The following is a 24,436-nucleotide window of genomic DNA, read 5'->3' as shown; positions in this document are numbered from 1 at the left end:
AAGGCGCACTTCATGGGCGCCTTATTTTTTACTTCGCCGTTTTGCGAAAGGGTAATTTCGTTAACCACATAAGGAAAAACAAAAGTACGCCACTCATTGCACCGAATAAGTGCGCGTCAATGGCGACTTTGGCATCAATAAGTGCAGCCACATCAGCACTGCCGCCCACCGTCTGTTCGTAAATCACTTTAACTGCCACGCCAGCCAGTAGTACCCAACCTGATTTCATACGATTGAGAATATCCATACATGCGCCCCATGCAAAAATGCCATGCAGCGCACCCGATAACCCGGCATACCAAATAAGATCCGGGGCATAGAAATAAAGACCCGCACTAGTGCCCAAACCACACCACGCAAATACTTTTAAATATAAGCCCGCTCTGTAGTGTTCGCCATGTAACGCCCACAGTAATACGACGCCAGCTAAATTGAGCAATAAGTGGTAGCCATTAGTGTGAACCAGATTACCGGTTAGCAAGCGCCATGTTTCTAGGCCCTGAATGGCGTATCTGTCATAGGCGAAGTATTGGCCTGAAGCGGGTTCGAAGAAAAAGGCTAAGGTTGTGATGAAGGCTAAAATTAAAGGGCCAAGAGAATACTTAAGCGAATACGGCAGTGACATTATCATTGTAAATTATTGTTGAAATAGTGATTTGCTGGCTATGATACAAAAAAATAGCCTTGAGCGTGTAAAAGCTTGGCAAAATTCTCACTCGTCCATTGTGTAGGGTGATCACCCACCGCTACATAGGTGTTGGACGCTACACCTAATCGCAGGAGGTAGGTATGTCTCACATTCTCACCCATATAGAAGATCACGTTTTACACATTGTCATCAATCGCGTAGACAAGAAAAACGCCTTAACTCGTAGTATGTATCAACAAATGGCGGATGCTATTTTTGATGCAAAGCATCACCCAGACATACGGGTTATTTTATTGAAGGGTCACGGAGATTGTTTTACCGCTGGCAACGATATTCAGGATTTTGCCAGCAAAGAAGAGAGCGAGCACGTAGCAGAAACTGCAGCCTTTATGCGCGCGCTAATGGATTGTGAAAAGCCGGTTATTGCTCAAGTTCATGGTGTTGCGGTAGGGATAGGGACCACCATGCTATTACACTGTGATTTTGTGTATGCCCAACCAAATACCCGATTTGTTCTGCCATTCATCAACTTAGGCCTTGTTCCTGAATATGCCTCAAGTTATCTTTTACCCAAAATAGCTGGGCGTCGAAAAGCCAGCGAGTGGTTAATGCTAGGCGAACCCTTTGGCACAGAAGATGCCTATCAATTTGGCCTACTTACTGACATTGTGCCCGAGACAAGCTTGTCTGATAAAGTCATGTCAGTGTGTAAGAAGCTAGTAGAGAAACCAGCGTTTTCATTACTGCAAACTAAATCGCTTTTAAACAACGACACAGATCTTATCCGTCAACAGATGGACATAGAGCTAGATGTGTTTATTCAAGCTATGGGTATGGATGCAGCCCAAGAAGCCTTTGATGCTTTCTTAAATAAGCGCCCAATTAATCCAGACAAATTCAAATAATGAGGATCACACATTTTGATACGACGTTCTTGGTTCTATTCATCTGCCATTACATTGGCATTAACGAGTTGTATTGTTTTTTCTGCCAGCGCGCAGCAAAAGCGTGAGGTTGGTGAACCCGAAGCGGCAACTGGCTATATTGAGAAAAAGGCATTTGTGGCAGAGGACTACATGGTGGTGGCTGCTAACCCTTATGCTTCGTGGACCGGTAAGAATATTATTGAGAAAGGGGGGAGTGCAATAGATGCCGCGGTAGCCATTCAATCTATGTTGTCCTTGGTTGAACCTCAATCTTCTGGAATCGGCGGCGGGGCCTTTATTTTATATTGGGATAATAAAAATAAAGTGCTACATACGTTTGATGGCCGAGAGATGGCGCCTTCAGCTGTAGATGGGCATTGGTTTATGGATGGCAACAAACCAATGAAGTGGCTAGAGGCTGTGGTCGGAGGCAAATCAGTGGGGGTGCCCGGTGCGGTTAAAGCACTTGAACTTGCGCATAAACAATTCGGCAAGTTACCGTGGAACACCTTATTCGACGATACCATAGAAACAGCGGAGAAAGGCTTTAAGGTATCGCCACGTTTAGCTAAGCTGGTGGCACTGGACTATCATCCGGGGTTAAAAACCTTTCCTAGCAGTTCAACTTATTTTTATCCCGCTGGCATGCCGTTAAAAGAAGGCACCATTAAAAAGAACAAGGCACTTGCCAAAACTTTAACGGGTATTGCTGAGCATGGCGCTGATTACCTCCACACCGGTGAACTGGCTGAGAAAATAGTCAAAGCGGTGAATACCGCAAGTATCAACCCAGGTAAAATGACGCTGGAAGATTTAGCAAACTATACGCCAAAAGAACGCGATCCTGTATGCGGTGTTTACCGTGATAAGAGTATTTGCGGAATGGCTCCGCCGAGTTCAGGCGGCATTAACGTGTTCCAACTCCTTAAAATGCTGGAAGGCCAGCCACTGAGTACCATGAAACCAGACTCAGTGGCCTTTGCGAACGTGTATAGCCAAGCGAGCGCGCTAACCTACGCCGACCGCGAAAAGTTTATAGCGGATACGGACTTTACCAAATTGCCCTATGCAGCCATGATCAATACCGCTTATTTAGCCAGACGCGCTGAAAGTATTGATGCTGACAAGCCATGGCGCAAAGCGAAGGCTGGAAATCCATATGGTGATGCTGAAATTGCCATGGGCACGTCAATGGAGCTGCCCAATACCTCGCATTTCTCTATAGTAGATAAAGAAGGGAATGCGGTGTCGATGACCACCAGTATCGAATTTATGTTTGGTTCGGGCATTATGGTGGGGGGCTTCTTGTTAAATAACCAGCTTACCGACTTTTCGTTCTCACCCACCAAGAATCGTTTCCCTGTGCCGAACAGGGTTGAACCTGGAAAGCGTCCACGCAGTGCGATGAGCCCAACGATGGTGTTCGATGATAAGGGGGACCTCGAAGTGGTGATTGGCTCGCCAGGCGGCTCGCGTATCATTAGTTATGTGGCGCAAACCCTGATTGGTATTATCGATTTTGGTCTTGATATCCAACAGGCTATCAACCTGCCAAAAATGACCAATAGAAATGACTACACCGCGCTGGAGAAAGGTACGCCCATCGCCGATTTAGAGGCGCCGTTAACAAAGCTAGGTCACACAGTGAAAGTGGTAGATTTAAACAGTGGCTTGCATGGGATCCAGTTTAAGTCAGGTAAATTAATTGGTGGTGCAGATCCACGCCGAGAAGGAGTGGCCGTAGGCCAGTAATGCACTGATGAAAAACGAAAAAGGCCGCGTATCACGCGGCCTTTTACTATCGATTTTATGTTCGCTACGTTTAAAAGAAATGATCGGGGTGAATTTTTGTGACTTTCCACTCACCATCTATTTTTTCTAAATCTAGGCTTCGAATATCTTCAACTTTATCGTTGTCGTATTGTCCGCTAAGAAACACGGTGATGGTGGATTTTTCAGCGAACTCGCTTCGTCCAACGCTATTGTTGCTCTGCGGTGTTATTGTTACTGAATCGTACTTTAAATTTAATAAATGCCGCTGTACGTTCCGATTAGTATGATATTTCTTCAAAATGCGCGCTAATCTGTCACTCGACAGGCGCATGGCTAAATCCAAATTATCGTCTTCATAAATACTTTGCAAAAAGACCACAGTCACGTACTCGGGGGTGCTTTCGTCAAGCATTCCGTATCGGCCAATGCCTTTTTCTTTTTCACCGCATGCGGTTAAAAACACCACCGTAAAAAGCCCAATGAGGGCGTACCACTTACGTGTAGTCATAGATAGGTTACCTTTTAAGTCGACGTCCGTTTCTAATACATAGTATGAGGGCACCAGTGTTTCAATTTCAAACCGGCGAATTTAGTCGAAAAGACCACCTCAGAAGGTAAATTATTCTACAAACTTCCTACGGCTACAATACATAAACAAAAAAGCGAGGCTAAACCTCGCTTTTCATCGTTATATTACATTTAATGCGTGCGTTACTGCACTTCTTCTTGCTCATCAAATGCGCCCGCAAAAAGTGGGCTACTTAAATAACGCTCTGTTCCGCTGGCAAGTAGAACCACCACAACTTTGTCTTTATTTTCTGGGCGTTCAGCGAAGCGTTTAGCGGCCACTACTGCTGCACCAGATGAAATACCCGCAAGTATCCCTTCATCTGTCATCAGTTTGCGAGCCATTTCCATACATTCTTCGTTGGTGACTTGCTCAACTTCGTCAATCAGATCCAGATCGAGGTTACCAGGAATGAAACCTGCGCCAATACCTTGAATTTTGTGCGGCCCTGGTGTTAATTCTTCACCTGCCAGTGCTTGTGTAATAACCGGTGAATCAGTAGGCTCTACCGCAATGGAGGTAATCGCTTTGCCTTGGGTATTTTTAAGGTAACGACTTACCCCTGTAATAGTACCGCCTGTGCCCACACCTGCGACAAACGCGTCTACTTTACCGTCTGTGTCTTCCCAAATTTCAGGGCCAGTGGTTTTTTCGTGAATAGCGGGGTTAGCAGGGTTGTCGAATTGTTGAAGCAAGACATATTTATCAGGATCAGAGGCGACAATTTCTTGCGCTGCGGCGACGGCACCTTTCATGCCTTTAGGCGCTTCGGTAAGCACCAAGTTTGCGCCTAATGCTTTAAGTAGCTTACGGCGTTCTAAACTCATGCTGCTAGGCATAGTTAGGGTTAGCTTGTAACCGCGTGAAGCCGCCACAAAGGCTAATGCAATACCCGTGTTACCACTGGTAGGTTCAACAATTTCTTTACCTTCCGTAAGCACGCCACGTTGCTCAGCATCCCAAATCATATTGGCACCGATACGGCACTTCACACTGAAGCTTGGGTTACGCGATTCAATTTTAGCGTACACGTTACCTGAGGTTACGCGGTTTAATTTAACTAGTGGCGTACGGCCAATAGAAAGCGAATTGTCGTCAAATACGTTCATTATTAATCCTTAACTCGTTCCTGATTTATGTGGAAATTCCGTCTGTCGTGTTAGTTGTGAACAAAGAATACAGGCACTAATAATAGTTAATAATTCATAGCCTGAATTAGGGAATTTCACTTTACCCTTATATCATTGGTCCCAAACGTAAAAATGCAAAGTGTTTTTTAGCTATATGTTATTGTTAAAATACATGAAGACGAAGAATTATACGGAGTAAGAGCACAATGGCTTTTAGTGGCACGTCTAACTATATCGCAACCAAAGATCTTCAACTGGCCGTTAATGCAGCCATCACCCTAGAGCGACCGCTGCTTATTAAGGGTGAGCCGGGCACAGGTAAAACCATGTTAGCCGAAGAATTGGCTGAAAGTCTTGGTACCGATCTTATTCAGTGGCATATCAAATCTACGACGAAAGCTCAGCAAGGGTTGTACGAATACGACGCCGTTTCGCGTTTGCGAGATTCACAGTTAGGGGATGATCGCGTTCACGATATAGGTAACTATATTGTTAAAGGCAAGTTGTGGGAGGCGTTCAGCGCTGAAAAGCGCCCCGTGTTATTGATTGACGAAATTGATAAAGCCGACATTGAGTTTCCAAACGATCTTCTCCTTGAGTTAGATAAAATGGAATTTTTTGTTTATGAAACTCAAGAGCGAGTTGTGGCAAAACAGCGACCCATTGTTATTATTACCTCTAATAATGAAAAAGAGCTACCCGATGCGTTTCTCCGCCGTTGCTTCTTCCACTATATTCAATTCCCTTCACCAGAAGATATGCAAGAGATTGTCAACGTTCACTTTCCACACTTGAAAAAGCGTTTATTGGATGAGGCGTTAAAGGCGTTTTTCAACATTCGAGAAGTACCGGGATTAAAGAAAAAGCCATCAACCTCAGAACTGATTGATTGGTTAAAATTGTTAGTGGCGGAAGATATTTCTCCTGAAGCTCTACACAATAAAGATGGCAAAGCGGCTATCCCGCCTTTATACGGTGCGTTGTTAAAGAACGAGCAGGATATTCATTTGTTTGAAAAACTGGTCTTTATGGCGCGTCGATAATGCTTATTCAGTTCTTTTTTACGTTACGAAAATATCAGGTTAAAACCACCCTACGGGAATTGCTTGATTTGCTGCGAGCGTTAGAAAAGCACGTGGTTTACGCCGATCTCGACGGGTTTTACAGCCTATCTCGCACGATTATGGTTAAGGACGAAACCCAGTACGACAAATTCGATAGGGCATTTGCGGATTATTTCGAGGGGGTTGAGTCCATAGACTTGTTCGGCAAAGACATACCTGAAGAGTGGTTGCGAAAAGAATTAGAAAAAAACCTTAGCCCAGAAGAGCGGGAAGCCTTGCGGCAAGCCGGGGGATTAGAGGCACTGATGGAAACGCTGAAGAAGCGTTTAGAAGAGCAAGAAAAGCGTCACCAAGGCGGAAATAAATGGATAGGCACTGGCGGAACGTCGCCTTTTGGTGCGTATGGCGACAATCCTGAAGGCGTACGCATAGGGCAAAAAGGGAATCGAAAATTTTCTGCTGCAAAGGTGTGGGACAAACGAGAGTTTAAAAACCTGTCTTCAGACGTTGAACTGGGTACGCGAAATATCAAGGTAGCACTACGAAAATTACGCAAGTTTGCCCGAACGGGGGCAAGTGAAGAACTTGATGTGGCCACTACCATCGGAGAAACCGCTAAAAAAGGGGGCATGTTAGATATTCACATGACGCCGCAACGGCACAATGCGGTTAAGGTACTGATGTTCTTCGATGTAGGTGGCTCAATGGATTCCCATGTTAAAACCACACAGGAGCTGTTTTCCGCCGTGCAAACTGAATTTAAGTACCTTGAGTACTTTTACTTTCACAATTGCGTGTATGAAGAGGTGTGGAAAGATAACGCGCGCAGAGATAAAGAGCGTATTCCTGTGTGGGACATTATTCATCGATACGGCAGTGACTATAAAGTTATTTTCGTTGGAGATGCCACCATGGGCCCCTATGAAATTACGTATCCAGGTGGAAGCGTAGAACATTGGAACGAAGAGCCGGGAAGCGCTTGGATGCAGCGATTGCTCAATCACTTTAGCCATGCGGTGTGGCTTAATCCGCAGCCTGAGCAATATTGGCCTTATTATTCTTCTATAAAAATTATGCAAGAGATAGTGGAAGATAAAATGTATGGGTTAACTTTAGAAGGATTAACCCAAGCCATTAAAGGGTTAAGTCGTTCTCGTTAATTCATCAACTTATGGGCAAAAAGCGTGAATGAGTAAGTTAACGGTAGCCGGTGTACTGCTAAGTGCAGGGCAAAGTCGCCGGTTCCATGGTAATAAGTTAATGTCCTGTCACCCAGAAACAGGCCAAACATTATTGAGCCATACTGCCGCACGATTTATTCAGGCTTTGAGTTATCAGGCCACAACGCCTTCGGTAGTGGTGGTCACGGGTAAATGGCAAAAAGCCATTCAACCAAGCCTGAATGCCCTGCCAGTGCAAAGCGTTTTTAATCCCAATTGGCATAAGGGCATGGGGACAAGCCTTAGCTTGGGGGTGTCGTCCGTTATGTCGCAATCACAGCCATTTTCTTCTAGGCCATCCCATATTATGGTGGGCCTTGCCGATTTACCTTGTTTAACCGACGGAGATTACCGTGCGCTGCTTCACGCCAGTGAGCGTGAACCTGAGCATATTATTTGCTGTGAATGGCAAGGTAACTATACGGTACCGGCTATTTTCCCCCAAAAGGCGTTTGAAGAGCTAATACAACTGAGTGGGGACAAAGGCGCTAAACACCTGATCTCGCATTGGCAGGAGAACGGCAAAGTAACGGCTGTATCTATACCCAATGCACAATGGGATATAGATACACCCGAGGATTGGGATCAGCTAGCGACTCGCGCCGAAGGCCGTTGAATATACAGTAGGCGAGCACCAAGCATAATGGCCGCCGCACTTAGCCCAACAAATAAGCCAATCCAAAAGCCTGCCGCAGCCATAGGTTCATCCGTTAACCACTGTGTACGCCCTAGAATGACCCCTGTAGGTAAGCCAATCAACCAGTAAGATACGAAGGTAATAATAAACATTGCCGTTGTATCTTTATAACCGCGAAGTGCATTGGCTGAAATAACTTGCACGGCATCAGACAGTTGAAAAAGGGCGGCGTATATCAGTAGCGCATTCGCCAGAGAGTAGACGGCTTCATCACTGGTATATAAGCCAATAATAAATGCTTTGGCAGACAGGGTGAAGGTGGCAGTACAAACGGAGGTGAAAAAGCCAATCATTATTGCACTACGAGCGGCAATTTTCGCTTGTCTGTGATTATTCTGACCAATTCTATACCCTATTCTAATGGCCACCGCCATGCCAATGCTCATAGGAAACATAAACATCAGTGCAGAGAAGTTTAGCGCCACCTGGTGGGCAGCCACCATGGTGGCGCCGAATGGCGCGAGTAAAAGAGCAATGACTGAAAACAGCGTAACTTCAAACAATATGGTCATTGCAATGGGCAAGCCCATTTTAAAGGTTCGATGAATCACGGCTAGGTTAGGGCGGTATAGCGTATCAAATAAGCGATACATTTTTAATGCCGGAGCAAATCGCACGTAAATGACGGTGGCAATGAGCATGGTGTAAATAACAATAGCGGTAGCGGCACCACAGCCGGCCCCCCCCATGGCAGGAATAGGTCCAGCACCGTAAATAAACAAATAGTTACCCAGGATATTGGCCATTAGGCCAATGACAGTAATGGTCATAGTGGGTTTGGTTTTACCTAGCCCTTCACAATAATTACGTAGCCATTGATACAAGGCGAACCCAGGCATAGCAAGCAATACATAAGTGACATAATCGACCGTGATGGTGTAAAGCTCGGGAGCCATGGGGAACATAGACACAATGTTGGAAACAAAGGGAATAAAAGCCGTAATCACTACGCCTACGGAAAAGACCAAGTAGCCGGCCTGTTGGCTAGCATCCGCAATGCCCGCTAAGTTTTTGTTCCCCTGTAACCTTGAAATAATGGGGGGAAGCGCGAGGGCGATTCCTTGAATAAAACAAAGTAGCGGAATGGTGATACTAAAACCCAGTGCTACAGCGGCCATGTCGGTGGCACTGTAGCGGCCAGCCATAATGGTATCACTCACGCCCATGAGCATCTGTGTTATTTGTGCTATCAACAACGGCCAGGCCAGTTTTAATACATCTCTAGCTTCTAGCAAAAAGCGTTTCTTATTCACCCTAGTACTCTTTTCAATGATGGCCACATGCAGAGGTGCTTATGGGCCAGATAATTCAATATTGTTTGATTAAAACAACACGAGGACGTCACCCTAGTGTTGTACCGGACACGACGTATTCGCCATTTTCGTCAAAAAAAGGTTACAGTGTAAATGGCATCACAGGTACGGTGTCGCCAGCGTCTAATTGACTCACGTCTTCATGAAGGATCATAAAGCAATTTGCTGAGGTGATAGAGGTCATGACACCGGAACTCTGAGTTTTAAACGGCGTTACCTCGTAGCCACCATCGGCCATTTTGTGCATGGTTGCGCGCTGAAAATCCCGTCGCCTAGCACGGCGCTTAATGGGGTGAGTTAATGTTGCATTCATCGTTAGCGGTGCAGACACATTGACTTGTCCCTGCATTTTTCGTATCACCGGTACGACAAGGAGTTTTGCGGTAACAAAGGAAGACACGGGATTGCCGGGTAACCCACAAAATAAGGTACGTTGGCTATTTTTTTGCGCATCACTTTGTTGTAAATAACCTAGGGCGAAAGGCTTCCCTGGCTTAATGGCGACTTTCCAGAAATCTACGCCACCTAGACGATTGATGATTTCTTTCACGTAGTCGGCATCGCCCACTGAAACGCCGCCACTGCTTACCATAATATCCACTTGGCCTATTGCACTTTCAAACAGTTGCTGCAAGCTGTCTTTGTCGTCCTCAACAATACCAAAATCCACGATATCCAGGTTTTCATTGCCTAAAATTGCACAAACGCCAACACGGTTAGATTCAAATATTTGCGTTGAACTTCGGTTGTCACCTGGCTGTGCTAATTCGCTGCCAGTGGCCACAACGCCGACTTTAAGCTTTCTATATACTGAGACTTTGTCTAGCCCTTGAGACGATAACAACATTAAATGTTCAGCATTTAATCGCGTGCCTTTTGCGATAAGTACTTCGCCGGCTGAGATATCGTTAGCTTTCAAACGGATATTTTCACCTGACGTTGGCAAGGATTTGATGATGACCTTATTTTCCCGTTGTTCCGTATTCTCTACCATCACCACCGCATCAGCGTTAGGTGGCACGGGAGCCCCTGTCATAATTTTAAAAGCACGATTAGTTGATAACGGGGTATCAGCGGCCATGCCGGCGGTAATAGTACCCTGAACCTCTAGCGGGGATGACGTAGACAGGCCGGCAGTATTCACTGCGTACCCATCCATGGCTGAGTTATCCCAAGGCGGGACATCTAGAGTGGCAACAATGTCTGTCGCCACAATTCTGTTATTAGCACTAAACAGCGATACGGTTTCACATTCTGTTACTGTGTGTGCGGCAGATAACGCTTTGTCTAATGCGCTCTCCAGTGAAAGCCAACTCGCTGACATCCTAATAACTCCTCGAATATTTTGAACAGCAGGATATTACAGAAAAATTGCGGTTATACCAAAGATTAATGTGTGATAATTAAGAAAGCGGGGTAGGCCATTTGCGGCCTATGTTTGCTTGGGAACAACGCAGTGTAAATAGGATAACAAACGCAACCGTGATTAAGGTAACAGGGAGGTGATTTCGCTAAAATCGTCAAACACCCAATCAGGGTGATATTGGCTTATTGACTCGCCATAATTATACCCATAGGTAAGGCCAACACTTCGCATGCCCGCGGCTTTGGCAGCCAAAATGTCATTTTTAGAATCGCCCACCATGATGCAATGGTGAGACTGTTTGTTGAGCTGGTGGCATAGATGCGCAAGAGGCAAGGGTGAAGGTTTTTTCTCGGGTAATGAATCTCCCCCTACGCAAAGACTGAAAAAAGTGTTTATCTCTAAGGTTTCACATATTGGCGCGATAAAACGCGCAGGCTTGTTAGTCGCAATAGCCAATGGGTAGCCAATGCGTTTCAATTCGGCGAGGGTTTCTTTTACACCAGGGTAAAGGGTAGAGCTTTCACACAGTGTGTCGCTATAGTATTTAAGAAACTGGGTATGGGTCTCTTCCAATAGTCTCTGTGGCACGTCAATGGTAGGGCGAAACCCAGAGGATACGGCGCGTCTCACAAGCGCCTTCGCGCCATTTCCTATCCAATGTCGAACGTCACCCTCTTCACAAGTTGGACGCTTAAGTGCCTTTAAGGCGAGGTTGATAGCGCGGGTAATGTCTGGAACAGAGTCTACTAAGGTGCCATCTAAATCAAAGATGAACGCGCCGTCTTGTGCAGACGGCAACGAGGTACTTTCGTCAATGTTATTCAAAATCTTGATTACTGATCCACAGTGTTTGATACGGCTTCATTTGTAAAAAGCTGCTTGATAACGCAATTTCTTGACGTGTAATTAAGTCAATCCAGTTATCTGTACCAATAAGGTTAATGTCAGACAAAAGCACAGATTGCTCTTCGTCACTGATATTACTGATACAGAAAACGCTCTGTTTTCGATCGAGACTTTGTCGCCAATATCCAAATATCTGATTTCCCAACTGCAAGGTAAATTGGGTGGCGTTAGGATGAAATGCTGGTTGGGCTTTTCTTACCCGAATAAGCTGCGATAGACGAGTTAGCACTTTATGGTGCTGAGAGTAAGGCGAATCTAACAGTGCCTCTAATTCGGTTAGCTCCCAGCGCCTGCGGTTAATAGAGCGGTTTTGCCCCGTATTGGCTACCTTTTCGTAGTCGTTGGATGTGCCTAACAAGCTATGAATGTATAAACCGGGTATGCCTTCCATGCCTAACATAATGGCATGGGCACATATGAAGCGATCGATCTGCCACCTATCGGGCCCTTTGATCGTGCCTTGTAGTGCGTCAAACAAGGTAATATTAATTTCATAAGGCTTTTGTTGGCCGTGATCAGACGCTCGCCATGAAATTTTACCGCCGAAGTTTTGCATAGTATGCACAAGTTCAGATATTTCTTCGTCACTTAACAAGCCTTCCGCAGGGCGAAGACCAATGCCGTCATGAGAGGCAATAAAGTTAAAATATGCCGTGCCATTTTGAGCCGGTGGCATACTCATCATCCAGCTTTTAAGGTACTTACAATCACCGCTAACCAAGGTGTTTACTAATAAGGGAGGTAGCGAGAAATTGTAGATAGCGTGGGCTTCATTGGCGTTGCCAAAATAGGTGAGATTTTCTCTATTTGGGATGTTCGTTTCGGTAATGATAATAATTGACGGGTCTACATGCTCAATGAGGGTACGTAATAAGCGAATAACTTCATGTGTCTGCGGCAAGTTAATACAATTTGTGCCCACAATTTTCCAAAGAAACGCCACCGCATCTAACCTGAACAGTTTCGCGCCTTTATCGATGTACAGGCGAATGATATCGACAAAGGCCAATAAGACGTTTGGATTTCTAAAATCAAAATCTACCTGATCGTGGCTAAAGGTACACCACACGTGTTTAGTACCCTTGGCCGTTTCGGTTTCACGCAATAACGGTGAAACACGTGGCCGTGTCACCATAGATAGGTCATCGGCAGGGTCGGCGGTAAAGAAAAAATCTGAACCTGTGCCTTCACCTTTGACGAAGTTGTCAAACCAGGCGCTACGGGCAGAGCAATGATTAATCACCAAATCCGTCATTAGACCATAGTCTTTTGCTATGGCTTCAATATCTTCCCATGTACCTAACGACTCATTGACACTAGAGTAATCGATGACGGAAAAGCCATCATCAGAGCTATAAGGGAAAAAAGGAAGAATATGAACATTATTGACCGTGTTTTTGCAGTAGCGGTGCAAAAAGCGGTTTAAGGTGACAAGCGGTCGCTCGTCACCATCAATCACGCTATCACCATAAGTAATCATGATGATGTCGTCCTCGTCCCAATAATTGTAATGGGACTGAGGTTGAGCGATATCCACCTCATCATCAATTCCTATGGTTTTCATCAAAGATACTGCTAACTGGTCTATGGTTAACGGTAAATCCACATCAGCATAGATGAATTCCAAGTGGTGCTTTACTTTGTCATGGAGGATATTCCAAGTCATAGTTTACTTTTCCATAAATTCTGCGGTGTCGGCTTCTACGGCTTCTAATAAACGCTCTAAAATGTCGGGTACAGCACTGGTTACTCGGTTCCAACTTGGAATAAACGGCGTTTCCATTGGGTTGGCTAAAAAGTTCTCGCCAGCTTTCATAATGTTACTTGCAAACATTTCTACCGCTTTTTCTTCGCTGTGTATATCTAACGTAAGACCATTCATCACGGCATCGTTGTGATAGGTTTCGATGAAATCTAATGCAATTCTAAAGTAGGTTGCTTTAATCGAGCGAAACATTTCATTACTGAAAGTGTAGCCTTGGGTTGCTAACTTTCTGAAAATCGCTTTGGTAATGTCGATAGACATCTTTGATAGGCCGCCTTGGTCATTGTTCAGCGACAAATCTTGATGTTTATGATCGTAAATATCGCAAATATCTGCTTGGCATAAACGATTGTGTGAATAGTTTCTGTGCATCTCAGAAAGAACACCAATTTCTAGGCCCCAGTCGCTGGGAATGCGGATATCATTTAGTACATCTCGACGGAAGGAGAACTCGCCCGCCAGTGGATACCTGAAACTATCCATGAACTCTAAATATTCGTTATCGCCCATGATGCGTTTAAGGGCGCGAAGTAGCGGTGTAACTAACAAACGAGAAACACGACCGTTAATTTTTCCATTTGCTACACGGGCATAATACCCTTTACAGAACTCGTAGTTAAAGGTTGGGTTGGCGACGGGGTATATTAACTTAGCCAGTAGATCTTTGTTGTACGTCACGATGTCGCAATCATGCAAGGCAACCGATTCAGCGCGATTAGAGGCGAGAACGTACCCCATGCAGTACCATACGTTGCGCCCTTTACCCAATTCTTTTGGTGCTAGGCCTTGCGCTTGCAATTCTTCGTCAATGGCTTTTAAGCGTGGTCCGTCATTCCACAGTACTCTGTGGTGTTGGGGAAGCTTGTCGAAAAACGATAAGGCATGTTTGTATTGATCTTGGGTTGCTCTATCAAGGCCTATTACAATTTCAGATAAGTAGGGCACTTGGGTCAGTTCTTCCACAATATGAGGTAAAGCTTCTCCTTCTAACTCAGAAAAAAGTGAGGGCAGAATAAGCGCCATGGGTCTTTTCTGAGAAAAACGGAGTAACTCGGCTTCTAGTTCCTCTGTAGGTCGACGAGATAAATTATGTAACGTTGTAACCACACCATTTTGATAAAAATCAGCCATGTGTCCTCCTGATCATAGGGAAAGCAATTGAGTAAGCATTTCGTTCCAGCCTTCAGGGCCGGGTAGGGTGCTGGTATAAACCTCTTCTTTTTTTACGTTTGGCGGAGGGTTTACCGGTGAAATGATTCGTATAGCAACATGCGCAGCTTCAAGCATGGCAATATCATTTTTTCCATCGCCAAGTGCCAGTGTGCGAACCTTGCAGTTGTGTTGTTTTTGAAATTCTTGAGCAAGCCACTTTAGGGCTTGACCCTTATCGCAGTTACCTGAAACGTGGACAAAACGCCCACCTTCAAGCGGGTATGCCCCCCTTTCCTTGATAGCCTCAATAAAGGCGAGTTTTCTTTCTTCGGAACCCGTCCACAGAACGGGTTCACCAAATTGTCGCTTAGCCGCAAGTTTCGCTGAGGCTTCATCTAACCCCGTGGCGTCTTGAATGTCTTGAACCGACATTTTAGAAAACTGTTTAAATTCACCCGCAAAATCTGCGTTAATTTTATCGATAAGCTTAATCCAGTATTTCTGATTCGAAATAAAAGACTTACACCAATACCCATCTACCCATACAGTGCCAGTGGGTTTTTGCTTAAAAAAGCCATGTGGTATGAAAACCGCTGCCCCATTTTCAATAATAAATGGACCGTCGAGGCCGATAGATTTTCTTAGCGGTTGTAACTCAGCAAACGTTTTACTGGTTGTGGGAATAACGGGTATGTGTTTTTCGTCTAGCGCGTTTAGCGCGGGCTTCGCCGCGTCAAATGAATAAGTATGATGGTCTAATAAAGTGCCATCCATATCGGTGAAAACAAGCGTTTTTGTCATTAACAAACTTCCTATGATGTTATGGCTCTGTTTTCATCTAACGTAAACACGGTATCGCAAGAGTCAGGCAATGTCTCTAACGCATGTTCAGTCAAACGTTGATAATGCTGTATAAAGCGCGCTATTTCACTCTCACTCATGATACCGGTCGACTCGCCTTCGGTGGCGGCGCGAAGCTTATCTTCTTGTTCTAATCGCCAGTTAAACACGCAATCGAAAGAAGGGGCTTTTAACATCACTTGATAATCAATGAGAGAAAACAATGTTTGATAGGTGCTCGCCAGTTCAGTATTAACGAAGTTGCGCCATATACCAAGCGGATCCTCAGTTTCTTCTAGAGAATTTACAGGCGCATTTAACTGTGAAGGAATTTGAGGTTTAATTCCCACACACCATCCTTCCAAGATAACCACGTCGGCGGGGCCATCAACTAACGGCCATTGCGCGGTTGGGAATGGATTATCAGTGGCTTTATTGAAACGCGGGACTGCCACCGATTGTGCTGATTGCAACGCATTAATGGTATCAAGAGCAAGTGAAATATCGTGTGTTCCGGGCACGCCGCGCGTGGCTAATAACGGATGAACGTGTGAAGACAGCTCACCACGATGCGCTTTGTCGAAATAGAAATCGTCAATAGAGAGAGCGACCACGTTTTTGTTATGCACACTCTCCAGATAGGCGGCAATAAACGCCGTCAGTGTAGATTTTCCAGACCCTTGACTACCGTTAATTCCCACGATAAATGTTTTCTTTGCACCTTTTTGGTGCTCTAGTAGACGCTCACATAAAGGTATGAACCATTTTTGTGCAGTGTCCGCGTAGGCGAGGGGCAATCGTTGTGTCTTTAAAAACCCTTTAATATCCATGTTACTACCTCAATCAAAGCGGATTTAGCACATTCACTAAAGATTGAGGTATCAACATTTATGCCAATATCACGTAAAGGCAGCGGTTGCCCCTTTTATTTACGATTGGCAATTAAAACAGCCCTTTGTGGTGCAGGGTATCCTTCAATAGTGCGCGTAATATCTTCAGGATCGAGAAAATCTTTCAGTGACTGGCTATCCATCCACGGTGTAGAGCGTTGTTCATCGAGGGTCGTGTGATTCACATCTACCACACGAATATTTTCGAATCCCACCCTTTCTAGCCACACTGCTAACGCTTTTGTGCTAGGCAAAAACCATACATTACGCATTTGTGCATATCGCTCGCCGGCCATCAGCACGGTTTGCTCATCACCATCTACCACGAGGGTCTCAAGCACCAACTCACCGCCCTTGCGAAGCTGGAGTTTAAGCTGGTTAAGAAATTGAATAGGGTCTTTTCTGTGGTAAAGCACCCCCATAGAAAACACCGTATCAAAGGCGTTCAACGGCTGCATTTCTTCAATTCCCAAAGGCAGGAAGTGAATGTCATCTCGCGGAATAAAGTGCTTAATTGCTTGAAATTGAATAAAGAAGAGTTGGGTAGGGTCTATACCGATAACCCGAGATGCGCCTTGCCCGAGCATTCTCCACATATGGTAGCCACTTCCACAGCCCACATCGAGAACCGTACGATTTTTTAGTGGCGTAATGTGTGGGTATACCCGATCCCATTTCCAATCTGAACGCCACTCTGTATCGACATGAATATCATGCACATAAAAGGGGCCCTTACGCCAAGGCATAAACTGCTGTAATAACCCGCTAATTTTCTTTTGCGTGTAGACATCTACATCGGCAAGGGAGCCTACCGCTACTTTCTCATCTAACTCAATATTAGAAGGGGTGGTTGAGGGTAACTTGGCAAGTAAGCGACACCACTTATCAAACTCACCATGTTTACTGTTGCGTTGCCAGTGATCTAATTGAGCTGGCAACGTTTGAAGCCAATGGCTTAAAGGGGTATCGAAAAGAGATTTATAACAGTCGTTAAACCACTGCGCTTCTGGCTTACTCATTTAGTCCTTCCGTTAGGTATTGGCTTACTTGATGGCAACAAGAGAGGTGAAATTGTAGCATTTAAACCACATGACAACATCGCTAAACCCAGCTTCTAATAGGCGCTTTTCGTGTTCGGCGAATGTGTCAGTCAACATCACTTTTTCCAGCGATGCACGTTTTTGACTCACTTCCAACTCACTGTAACCATTATTGCGTTTAAATTGGTGATGAAGGTCGATTAGCAATTCATTGCCCGCCACAGTGGGGTGTTTGATTTTCTCAGACAGCACCAACACCCCGCCAGGGTTGAGGCCTTCATAAATTTTAGCCAACAAGGCAGCGCGATCAGAGGGGGGAATGAACTGTAGGGTAAAGTTCATGATAACCATAGACCCGTTAACAATGGTGGTGTCTTGCGCATTTTGTTGAATAATATCGATGGGGTTGGGCAAATTAAATGCTTGAACCATGCGCTTGCAGCGTTCAACCATTGCCTGCGAACTGTCTACACCAATAATATTGCAGCGTTTAGATTCGGTAGCCCGTGCAACGGATAAACTGGCGGCACCCAGTGAACAACCTAGGTCGTAAACATTGGAGTCTTCTGTTACCACGGACTTGGCTAATTCCCCAATAGTATGAATAATGGATTCATAACCAGGAACCGATCGTTGAATCATGTCTGGGAATACGTCTACAACCGATTCATCAAACTTAAAATCAGCAACCTTGTTCAAAGGGTTGGCAAACAGGTTATCGTGTTTTTGCACGTATTTTTTACTCATTGCTAAAACTTGCGGGCGATTTTACCTTTATCACCAACCCCTCAACAACTAAATTGCCGCTGAAAAAGAAGAAATTTCGCTAAAATATGCTATTTTTTCCGATATAGGGCTTTCCGAATTCTAGTTAACGTATTAACCTAGGTTGTAAAGATAATAAGGAAGTAGTAACGCTAATGACAAGAATACTTGTAGCAGATGACCATCCATTATTTCGCGAAGCGTTAAGCGGCGCGTTGGAACCCTATTTTGAAAACGCCCAAATTCTTGAAGCAGGCAGCCTAGACGATGCTGTCGCTAAGTTAAATGAATATGACGGTGTTGAGTTAGTTCTTCTCGACCTCAACATGCCCGGTGGAGAGTACTTCAACGGCATCATTACCTTGCGTGAACAATTTCCAAATATTCCAATTGGTGTAGTGTCTGGTAGCGATACTGTTGAAGTCGTCGCTCAAGTAATGAGCTTAGGCGCACAAGGTTTTATTCCGAAAGTGTCGCCAACCCGAGAAATTGCACAAGCGATTATCGATATCATTGGTGGCAAAAAGTGGCTTCCTGAAGGTATGGAAGACGAGCTTGAGAAAGTGGATGATGAGTTGAAATTACTATTACAACGATTCAGAGAACTTACGCCTAAGCAAATTCAGGTACTTTCTTATCTTCGTGACGGCCTTATGAATAAACAAATTGCCCACGAAATGAACGTGACTGAAGCAACGATTAAAGCACACATCAGTGCAATTTTGCGTAAGCTAGAAATTAATACGCGTACTCAAGCGGTACTGCTTATGGATAAACTTCAGTTAAGCTAAATACAGGCTTAAAGTACTGACGAAAAAGGCGCTTATTGTTAAAGCGCCTTTTTTATTTGTTTTATGCTATGAATAAGTTTTCAAAAAAAAGGTCACGTTAAACGTGACCTTTTTAGTTAAGTAACGCCTTTAACTACGCGGCTTTTCCACTGCGTTTTTTCTCTTCGCTTTGTGAGTTCACTTTTGCAATAAGCTCTTCGTGATCAAAGTCGTCAACATTGATGGTACGCAAACGGCCTGCTTCTGTTTTACGCAGTAAGTTCGCCTCATCTTCATTGATCAACGCTTCCGATAGCGCTTCATCAGCCAGTACATCTAAGCGAGTAAAGGGCAACTTAGCCTTCTTGTGTTTACAGATTCGCTCGAAAATAGGCTCAGCTGCAAGCACGTCATCCAAGGTTTGCTCTAAATCACCAAACAAGTTGCCTTCTTCACGGGTGAGGTACTGTCCGTATCCTAAGCGACTACGTGCAGTGCACGGTGTTTGTAACATTTGCGCAATCGCGTGTTCAGTTTTGTCTGAAGGTTTACCAACACGACGACCGAAAGGCATCACTAGTGCACGCATAACGCCAGCGATAACTTTGTTCGGGAAGTTCGCTAGAAAATCATCAATTGCAGTTTCAATGTCGTGCAAGGTGTCTTGCATTGCCCAATGAAGCAAAGGTAAATCTTCTTTCAAACGGCCATCTTCATCGAACCGCTTAAGGGTTGTACTGCCAAGATACAAGCCACTTAAAATATCTCCAAGGCGGGCAGATAAACGTTCACGACGTTTTAAATCGCCACCCAGCACGCCCATAGAAACATCGGTAAGTAACGCTAGGTTAGCACTGTAACCTTGCAGTAACTTGTAATAGCGTGCGGTTTCGTCGGCGAATGGCGCGCCACTAAATGCACCATTTGTTAGAGAGAACCACACACTACGCACAGTATTAGCAATGGCAAAGCCAATATGCCCAAATACCGCCTTATCAAATGCACTTAGCGCTTCTTTCTTGTCGTCGATAGACGCAGCTTGAATCTCTTGAAGTACATATGGGTGGCAGCGCATTGCGCCTTGACCGAAAATCATCATATTTCGGGTAAGGATATTCGCACCTTCTACTGTAATTGACACGGGCACACCTTGATAACCGCGACCTAGGTAGTTGTTTGGCCCAAGCATGACGCCTTTACCACCATGAACGTCCATCGAGTCATTTACGACCTGACGCATTTTCTCGGTAAGATGGTATTTACAAATGGCAGAAATGACCGAAGGCTTCTCACCTAAATCCACACCAACGGTAGAGAATCGGGTCACCCCATCCATTAAATAAGCGTTGCCGCCAATACGGGCAAGCATTTCTTCTACACCTTCCATATGGCCGACAGGCATACGGAATTGGCGGCGAATTCGTGCATAAGCACCGGTTGCCAATGAAATCGCCTTAGCACCACCCGCTGCAGATGAAGGGAGAGTGATACAACGACCCACCGATAAACATTCTACCAGCATACGCCAGCCTTTACCGGCCATTGAGGGGCCACCAATAATGTAATCGATTGGAACAAAAATATCGTCACCGCGAATAGGCCCGTTTTGGAACGGCGTGTTAAGCGGGAAGTGGCGACGGCCAATTTCTAGACCCTTGGTATCACGAGGTATAAGAGCGCAGGTAATGCCTGGCTCTTTATTGCTTCCTAGTAAGCCTTCTGGATCTTGAAGTTTAAATGCTAAGCCAATCACTGTCGCAACAGGCGCAAGCGTAATATAACGCTTATTAAAGGTTAGGCGCATACCCAACACTTCTTCACCGTTCCATTCGCCCTTACACACAATACCCACATCTGGGATTGCCCCTGCATCAGAACCCGCTTCAGGGCCCGTGAGTGCAAAACAAGGGATTTCTTCGCCGCCCGCTAGGCGCGGTAAATAATGATCTTGCTGTTCTTTGGTGCCATAGTGTTGCAGCAGTTCACCAGGGCCAAGAGAGTTAGGAACGCCTACCGTACTTGAAAGCACGGCGCTCACGCCAGCTAACTTCTGTAATACGCGAGATTGTGCGTAAGCTGAAAATTCTAAGCCGCCATACTTTTTCTTGATGATCATGGCGAAGAATTTGTGCTCTTTCAAAAAGTCCCAAATTTCAGGAGGTAGGTCGGCGTCTTTGTGATTAATTTGCCATTCGTCCACCATTGAACAAACTTTATCCACGGGGCCGTCTAAGAAGGCTTGCTCTTCAGCAGAAAGACGGCCTTTTGGAATTCGGTGTAGCTTGTCCCAGTCAGGCTTACCACTGAAAATATCACCGTCCCACCACACGGTACCGGCGTCGATGGCTTCTTGTTCAGTGCTCGACATTTCAGGCATCACTTTTTTATAGAACGCCAAAAGCTTCTTAGTGATGTAAGGCTGTCGAATGTTCGAAAGGGTAAAAGGCAGTGTTAATGCTAAATAAACTACCCATCCAAACAGGCCGATATCGCCAAAGAGGGTACCTAAAATCATCACACCCGCACCCATGGCGACTGCTGTTACCAAACTGGTGCGTTGATAGCTGGCAATTGCCAGTGCTAAAACGACCAGTAAAAACCATATAAAATCTGCCATACTTCACTCCTGAAAAGGCGTTAAACGTTAGACTGAATTCTCTCAGAAAACCGCAAAAATCTTTGAAGAACTTTGCAATAATTTGAGGTCTGACCAGCATTAGGTAAACGTATTATTTAATTGCCCAAAGATCAAGATTTTTACATGATTTTTGCATTAATTTGGGTGATAGTTGATATAGGACTAACCCTTATGGTTAGTGGGGTGGAAGATAAATGAGGAATAAAAAAGGGGGCTCAATATAATCGCCCCCTGTTGTTTCGTTAAGATGACCGCTTTTTCTTAATCGAGGGTATCGAAAGACTTCAGTTTTATGTCGCCTTGTTCTTCGCCATCTTTGAACTGTTGTAAACGCACTAACGCAAAATCGAGGGTCGGCGCAAACCAGGCAAATGTTTCTCGCTTATTTGAGTCACGAATAAGCTTCACTTTAACAGCATCGAGTTGGCCAAAAGGTAAGTCCAGTGGCTCACGCTTAATGACTTCAACGCCGTAAGATCTTAATTCACCACGGTAATTAATAAAACTATAGTCAAATTGGGTTTCACCATTGGCTAATTTATTGGCTAAATCGATACGGTAAATTTGATTGTCGAATTCGCCATTATAGTCAAATGTATCGCCTTTTTTGACTTTGATTTTACCTTCTTGGTCTTTGTTAAACGTCACATCCAACGATTTGTCTGGCCCTGTGCCAGTGCGTGTATAGTGATACTCTATCGGCACTAACGCACCTTCATCAATTTTGAAGATAGAGTGCTCATGACGTTTATCGGAGAGAAAAAACTTAGAGACCTTTGAAGAATAGGTGAGGGAATATTGACCGTTACTTAGCGACTCTAACTTTAGTGTTGCCTCGCCAACGTCGTCACCCCACTTATAGGCTGTGTATACAGCCTCGTACGGGGTTAAATGGCTAATGGCTTGCTCTGGAGAGCTACTACTTGCGGTTGCTGCTGAGGCAACTATCCATGCGAGTGCAGCCACTACACCCCGTTTACTCGCTTGCATAACCCGATTCTGGTAATTCTTGTTCATCTAGGATCGCCTTATTGTTAAGCATTTTAAGTCGCCCTGCACTGAACCATGAAAGTACCAGTGGGTAAATGCGACGTTCCTGTTCTTGAACACGCTCAGCCAAATCATCCGCGGTGTCATCTTCAAACACAGGAACACGGCTTTGAATGATTACTGGGCCACCATCAAGCTCAGGCGTAACAAAGTGTACACTAACGCCGTGTTCTTTGTCGCCGTTATCTATGGCACGCTGATGGGTGTTCAACCCTTTGTATTTAGGCAACAAAGACGGATGAATGTTCAGTAATTTTCCAGCAAAAGCGTCAACAAACTCCGGGGTGAGGATACGCATAAACCCAGCAAGCACGATAGCATCGGCTTGCAAGGATTCAATGGCTCGTTGAAGTTCTACATCGTAGGCCGCTCTATCAGCATATTCGGTGTGATCTAAGCAAAGCGTTTTAATGCCAGCATTTTCAGCTCGCGTTAACCCATAGGCGTTGGGGCGATTACTGATAACCCCAACAATCTCTGCGTTTAGCCTACCGGCATCTACGGCATCAATCATGGCCTGCAAGTTACTTCCGTTACCGGAAATCAGCACACACAGTTTGGCTTTCGTTGTACTCACGAATTAATCTCTACCTGTTGTTCACCGTCTTTCGCTTCGATGTGGCCGATGAGCCATGCATTTTCACCGTGAGCTTTCAGTATTGCTAGCGCTTGCTCTACAACGTTTTCGTCCACCACGATAACTAAACCAACACCGCAGTTAAATGTACGGTACATTTCGTGTTGCGTAACGTTGCCCTTTTCTTGTAACCAATTGAAGATTGATGGCCACTGCCAGCTAGATTCGTCAATCACCACTTTCGCATCATCAGGAAGTACACGTGGAATGTTTTCCCAGAAACCGCCGCCCGTAATATGTGAAATCGCACTGACATCAACCTCTTCTAGCAGGGCTAAAACAGATTTTACGTAAATACGGGTAGGGGCTAGCAAGTGCTCAATAAGAGGTTGCCCTTCAAGCGCTTCATTTACATCAGCTTCACTAACTTCTAAGATTTTACGGATAAGTGAGTAGCCATTGGAATGGGGACCGGAAGATCCTAAGGCGATAAGCTTTTGTCCAGGTTTGACTTTACTGCCATCAATCACATTATCTGCTTCAACAACGCCCACACAGAAGCCCGCAATATCATAGTCACCATCGTGGTACATGCCTGGCATTTCAGCAGTTTCACCGCCAATCAGTGCGCAGCCTGCTTGTTCACAGCCTTCGCCAATGCCAGTAACCACCGATGCTGCTACGTCTACGTCGAGTTTACCTGTCGCGTAGTAATCGAGAAAGAATAATGGCTCTGCACCTTGTACAATAAGGTCGTTAACACACATTGCCACTAAGTCTATACCTACACCATCGTGACGGTTTGCATCCATCGCTACCCGTAATTTGGTGCCTACACCGTCAGTACCAGAGACAAGCAGTGGTTTCTTGTATTTCGTCGGCAATTCGCAAAGTGCGCCAAAGCCTCCCAAGTTTCCCTTAACTTCAGGTCGGTGTGTTTTTTTCGTCACCGACTTTATGCGTTCGACAAGTTGATTTCCTGCATCAATATCAACACCAGCATCTTTATAACTTAGAGAGGTTTTATTTTCGCTCACGTGTGAACCCTAGAACAAAGAGGTAGAAAAACGCGGATTCTACCAGCAAGTGACCACAAGTCCAATTTTCAAACGGGGATATCTGGCATATTCTTCAAATTTAAAGTTGAAGGGCTAAAAATGATCGCAGGCGGGTTTTCAACGGGGTATGTGGTGCGCCTTTATTTTTTGTCTCATTAGTGCGTTGTACGGGGTGGAGTGAGTATTTCCTGGATATATTCCACCATCGTGGCACGTAATGCATAAATTAATGATGAAAAAAGTCATCAGATGAAAGAGAATAGCCGTATATCTGTGAGA

General features: G+C 45.0%; 22 protein-coding genes. 6 read left to right on the top strand and 16 right to left on the bottom strand.

The genetic code is table 11. From position 1 onward, the window contains the following. Window positions 1–28 precede the first annotated feature (28 nt). Window positions 29–628 carry a rhombosortase gene (rrtA, locus tag EP13_RS10550; protein ID WP_044058907.1) on the bottom strand — a complete coding sequence of 200 codons (600 nt, stop codon included), beginning with the start codon at window positions 626–628 and terminating at the stop codon, window positions 29–31. A gap of 161 nt (window positions 629–789) precedes the next feature. Here rrtA and EP13_RS10545 point away from each other — a divergent pair, with 161 nt between their 5' ends. After that, complete coding sequence (locus tag EP13_RS10545; protein WP_044057258.1) at window positions 790–1,554, top strand: enoyl-CoA hydratase; 765 nt, start codon at window positions 790–792, stop codon at window positions 1,552–1,554. Window positions 1,555–1,572: 18 nt separating this feature from the next. Further along, on the top strand, window positions 1,573–3,327 hold the full coding sequence (gene ggt, locus EP13_RS10540) for a gamma-glutamyltransferase (RefSeq protein ID WP_044058906.1): 1,755 nt from the start codon (window positions 1,573–1,575) through the stop codon (window positions 3,325–3,327). Window positions 3,328–3,397: 70 nt separating this feature from the next. Here the strand turns inward: ggt and EP13_RS10535 are convergent, their stop codons facing one another. Both EP13_RS10535 and cysK read right to left on the bottom strand, forming a co-directional pair. Further along, complete coding sequence (locus EP13_RS10535) at window positions 3,398–3,856, bottom strand: nuclear transport factor 2 family protein (protein WP_044057257.1); 459 nt, start codon at window positions 3,854–3,856, stop codon at window positions 3,398–3,400. A gap of 203 nt (window positions 3,857–4,059) precedes the next feature. Further along, window positions 4,060–5,025 (bottom strand): cysteine synthase A, encoded by a 966-nt coding sequence (gene cysK, locus EP13_RS10530; protein ID WP_044057256.1) that lies wholly within the window; start codon window positions 5,023–5,025, stop codon window positions 4,060–4,062. A 227-nt stretch (window positions 5,026–5,252) separates the two neighbouring features. Here cysK and EP13_RS10525 point away from each other — a divergent pair, with 227 nt between their 5' ends. From EP13_RS10525 to EP13_RS10515, 3 genes are read left to right on the top strand one after another with little or no spacing between them, the layout of a single operon-like run. Further along, entirely contained in the window at window positions 5,253–6,089 is an 837-nt protein-coding gene (locus EP13_RS10525) for an AAA family ATPase (RefSeq protein ID WP_044057255.1), read from the top strand. Next, entirely contained in the window at window positions 6,089–7,270 is a 1,182-nt protein-coding gene (locus EP13_RS10520) for a vWA domain-containing protein (RefSeq protein WP_044057254.1), read from the top strand. The genes EP13_RS10525 and EP13_RS10520 overlap by 1 nt, the downstream gene beginning before the upstream one ends. 28 nt (window positions 7,271–7,298) lie before the next feature. After that, entirely contained in the window at window positions 7,299–7,946 is a 648-nt protein-coding gene (locus EP13_RS10515; RefSeq protein WP_044057253.1) for a nucleotidyltransferase family protein, read from the top strand. Here the strand turns inward: EP13_RS10515 and EP13_RS10510 are convergent. From EP13_RS10510 to cmoA, 9 genes are all read right to left on the bottom strand, one after another. After that, complete coding sequence (locus tag EP13_RS10510; protein WP_044057252.1) at window positions 7,916–9,280, bottom strand: MATE family efflux transporter; 1,365 nt, start codon at window positions 9,278–9,280, stop codon at window positions 7,916–7,918. The genes EP13_RS10515 and EP13_RS10510 overlap by 31 nt on opposite strands. A gap of 142 nt (window positions 9,281–9,422) precedes the next feature. After that, window positions 9,423–10,664 (bottom strand): molybdopterin molybdotransferase MoeA, encoded by a 1,242-nt coding sequence (moeA, locus tag EP13_RS10505; protein ID WP_044057251.1) that lies wholly within the window; start codon window positions 10,662–10,664, stop codon window positions 9,423–9,425. Between the two features lie 162 nt (window positions 10,665–10,826). Next, complete coding sequence (locus tag EP13_RS10500; RefSeq protein WP_231497852.1) at window positions 10,827–11,531, bottom strand: phosphoglycolate phosphatase; 705 nt, start codon at window positions 11,529–11,531, stop codon at window positions 10,827–10,829. Next, window positions 11,524–13,278, bottom strand: a complete 1,755-nt coding sequence (locus tag EP13_RS10495; RefSeq protein WP_044057250.1) for a sugar phosphorylase — start codon at window positions 13,276–13,278, stop codon at window positions 11,524–11,526. The genes EP13_RS10500 and EP13_RS10495 overlap by 8 nt, the downstream gene beginning before the upstream one ends. A 3-nt stretch (window positions 13,279–13,281) precedes the next feature. Then, entirely contained in the window at window positions 13,282–14,508 is a 1,227-nt protein-coding gene (locus EP13_RS10490) for a glycosyltransferase family protein (RefSeq protein WP_044057249.1), read from the bottom strand. A 12-nt stretch (window positions 14,509–14,520) separates the two neighbouring features. Beyond that, window positions 14,521–15,330, bottom strand: a complete 810-nt coding sequence (locus EP13_RS10485) for an HAD-IIB family hydrolase (RefSeq protein ID WP_044057248.1) — start codon at window positions 15,328–15,330, stop codon at window positions 14,521–14,523. Window positions 15,331–15,341: 11 nt separating this feature from the next. Continuing rightward, window positions 15,342–16,199, bottom strand: coding sequence for a kinase (locus EP13_RS10480; protein ID WP_052364361.1), 858 nt, complete (start codon window positions 16,197–16,199; stop codon window positions 15,342–15,344). A 95-nt stretch (window positions 16,200–16,294) separates the two neighbouring features. Next, on the bottom strand, window positions 16,295–17,278 hold the full coding sequence (gene cmoB / locus EP13_RS10475; RefSeq protein ID WP_044057247.1) for a tRNA 5-methoxyuridine(34)/uridine 5-oxyacetic acid(34) synthase CmoB: 984 nt from the start codon (window positions 17,276–17,278) through the stop codon (window positions 16,295–16,297). Window positions 17,279–17,302: 24 nt separating this feature from the next. Then, window positions 17,303–18,031, bottom strand: coding sequence for a carboxy-S-adenosyl-L-methionine synthase CmoA (gene cmoA / locus EP13_RS10470; protein ID WP_044058903.1), 729 nt, complete (start codon window positions 18,029–18,031; stop codon window positions 17,303–17,305). Between the two features lie 188 nt (window positions 18,032–18,219). On the opposite strand from cmoA, the gene EP13_RS10465 reads away from it, so the two are divergent. Beyond that, a complete protein-coding gene (locus EP13_RS10465) occupies window positions 18,220–18,855 on the top strand; it encodes a response regulator transcription factor (protein ID WP_044057246.1) in 636 nt (211 codons plus the stop codon). 133 nt (window positions 18,856–18,988) lie between these two features. Here EP13_RS10465 and fadE read toward each other — a convergent pair whose 3' ends face one another. The 4 genes from fadE to purM form a co-directional block, all read right to left on the bottom strand. Then, window positions 18,989–21,451: an acyl-CoA dehydrogenase FadE gene (fadE, locus tag EP13_RS10460; RefSeq protein WP_044057245.1), complete on the bottom strand. Its 2,463-nt coding sequence runs from the start codon at window positions 21,449–21,451 to the stop codon at window positions 18,989–18,991. A 282-nt stretch (window positions 21,452–21,733) separates the two neighbouring features. After that, window positions 21,734–22,489, bottom strand: coding sequence for a DUF3108 domain-containing protein (locus tag EP13_RS10455; protein WP_231401124.1), 756 nt, complete (start codon window positions 22,487–22,489; stop codon window positions 21,734–21,736). After that, window positions 22,449–23,099 carry a phosphoribosylglycinamide formyltransferase gene (gene purN, locus EP13_RS10450; protein ID WP_044057243.1) on the bottom strand — a complete coding sequence of 217 codons (651 nt, stop codon included), beginning with the start codon at window positions 23,097–23,099 and terminating at the stop codon, window positions 22,449–22,451. Before purN ends, EP13_RS10455 begins: the two co-directional genes overlap by 41 nt. Further along, entirely contained in the window at window positions 23,096–24,136 is a 1,041-nt protein-coding gene (gene purM, locus EP13_RS10445) for a phosphoribosylformylglycinamidine cyclo-ligase (RefSeq protein WP_044057242.1), read from the bottom strand. Before purM ends, purN begins: the two co-directional genes overlap by 4 nt. Between the last annotated feature and the right edge of the window lie 300 nt (window positions 24,137–24,436).

It is taken from the genome of Alteromonas australica (genome assembly GCF_000730385.1).
In the GTDB taxonomy this organism is placed as follows: domain Bacteria; phylum Pseudomonadota; class Gammaproteobacteria; order Enterobacterales; family Alteromonadaceae; genus Alteromonas; species Alteromonas australica.
This window is presented reverse-complemented; position numbering and strand designations above follow the sequence as displayed.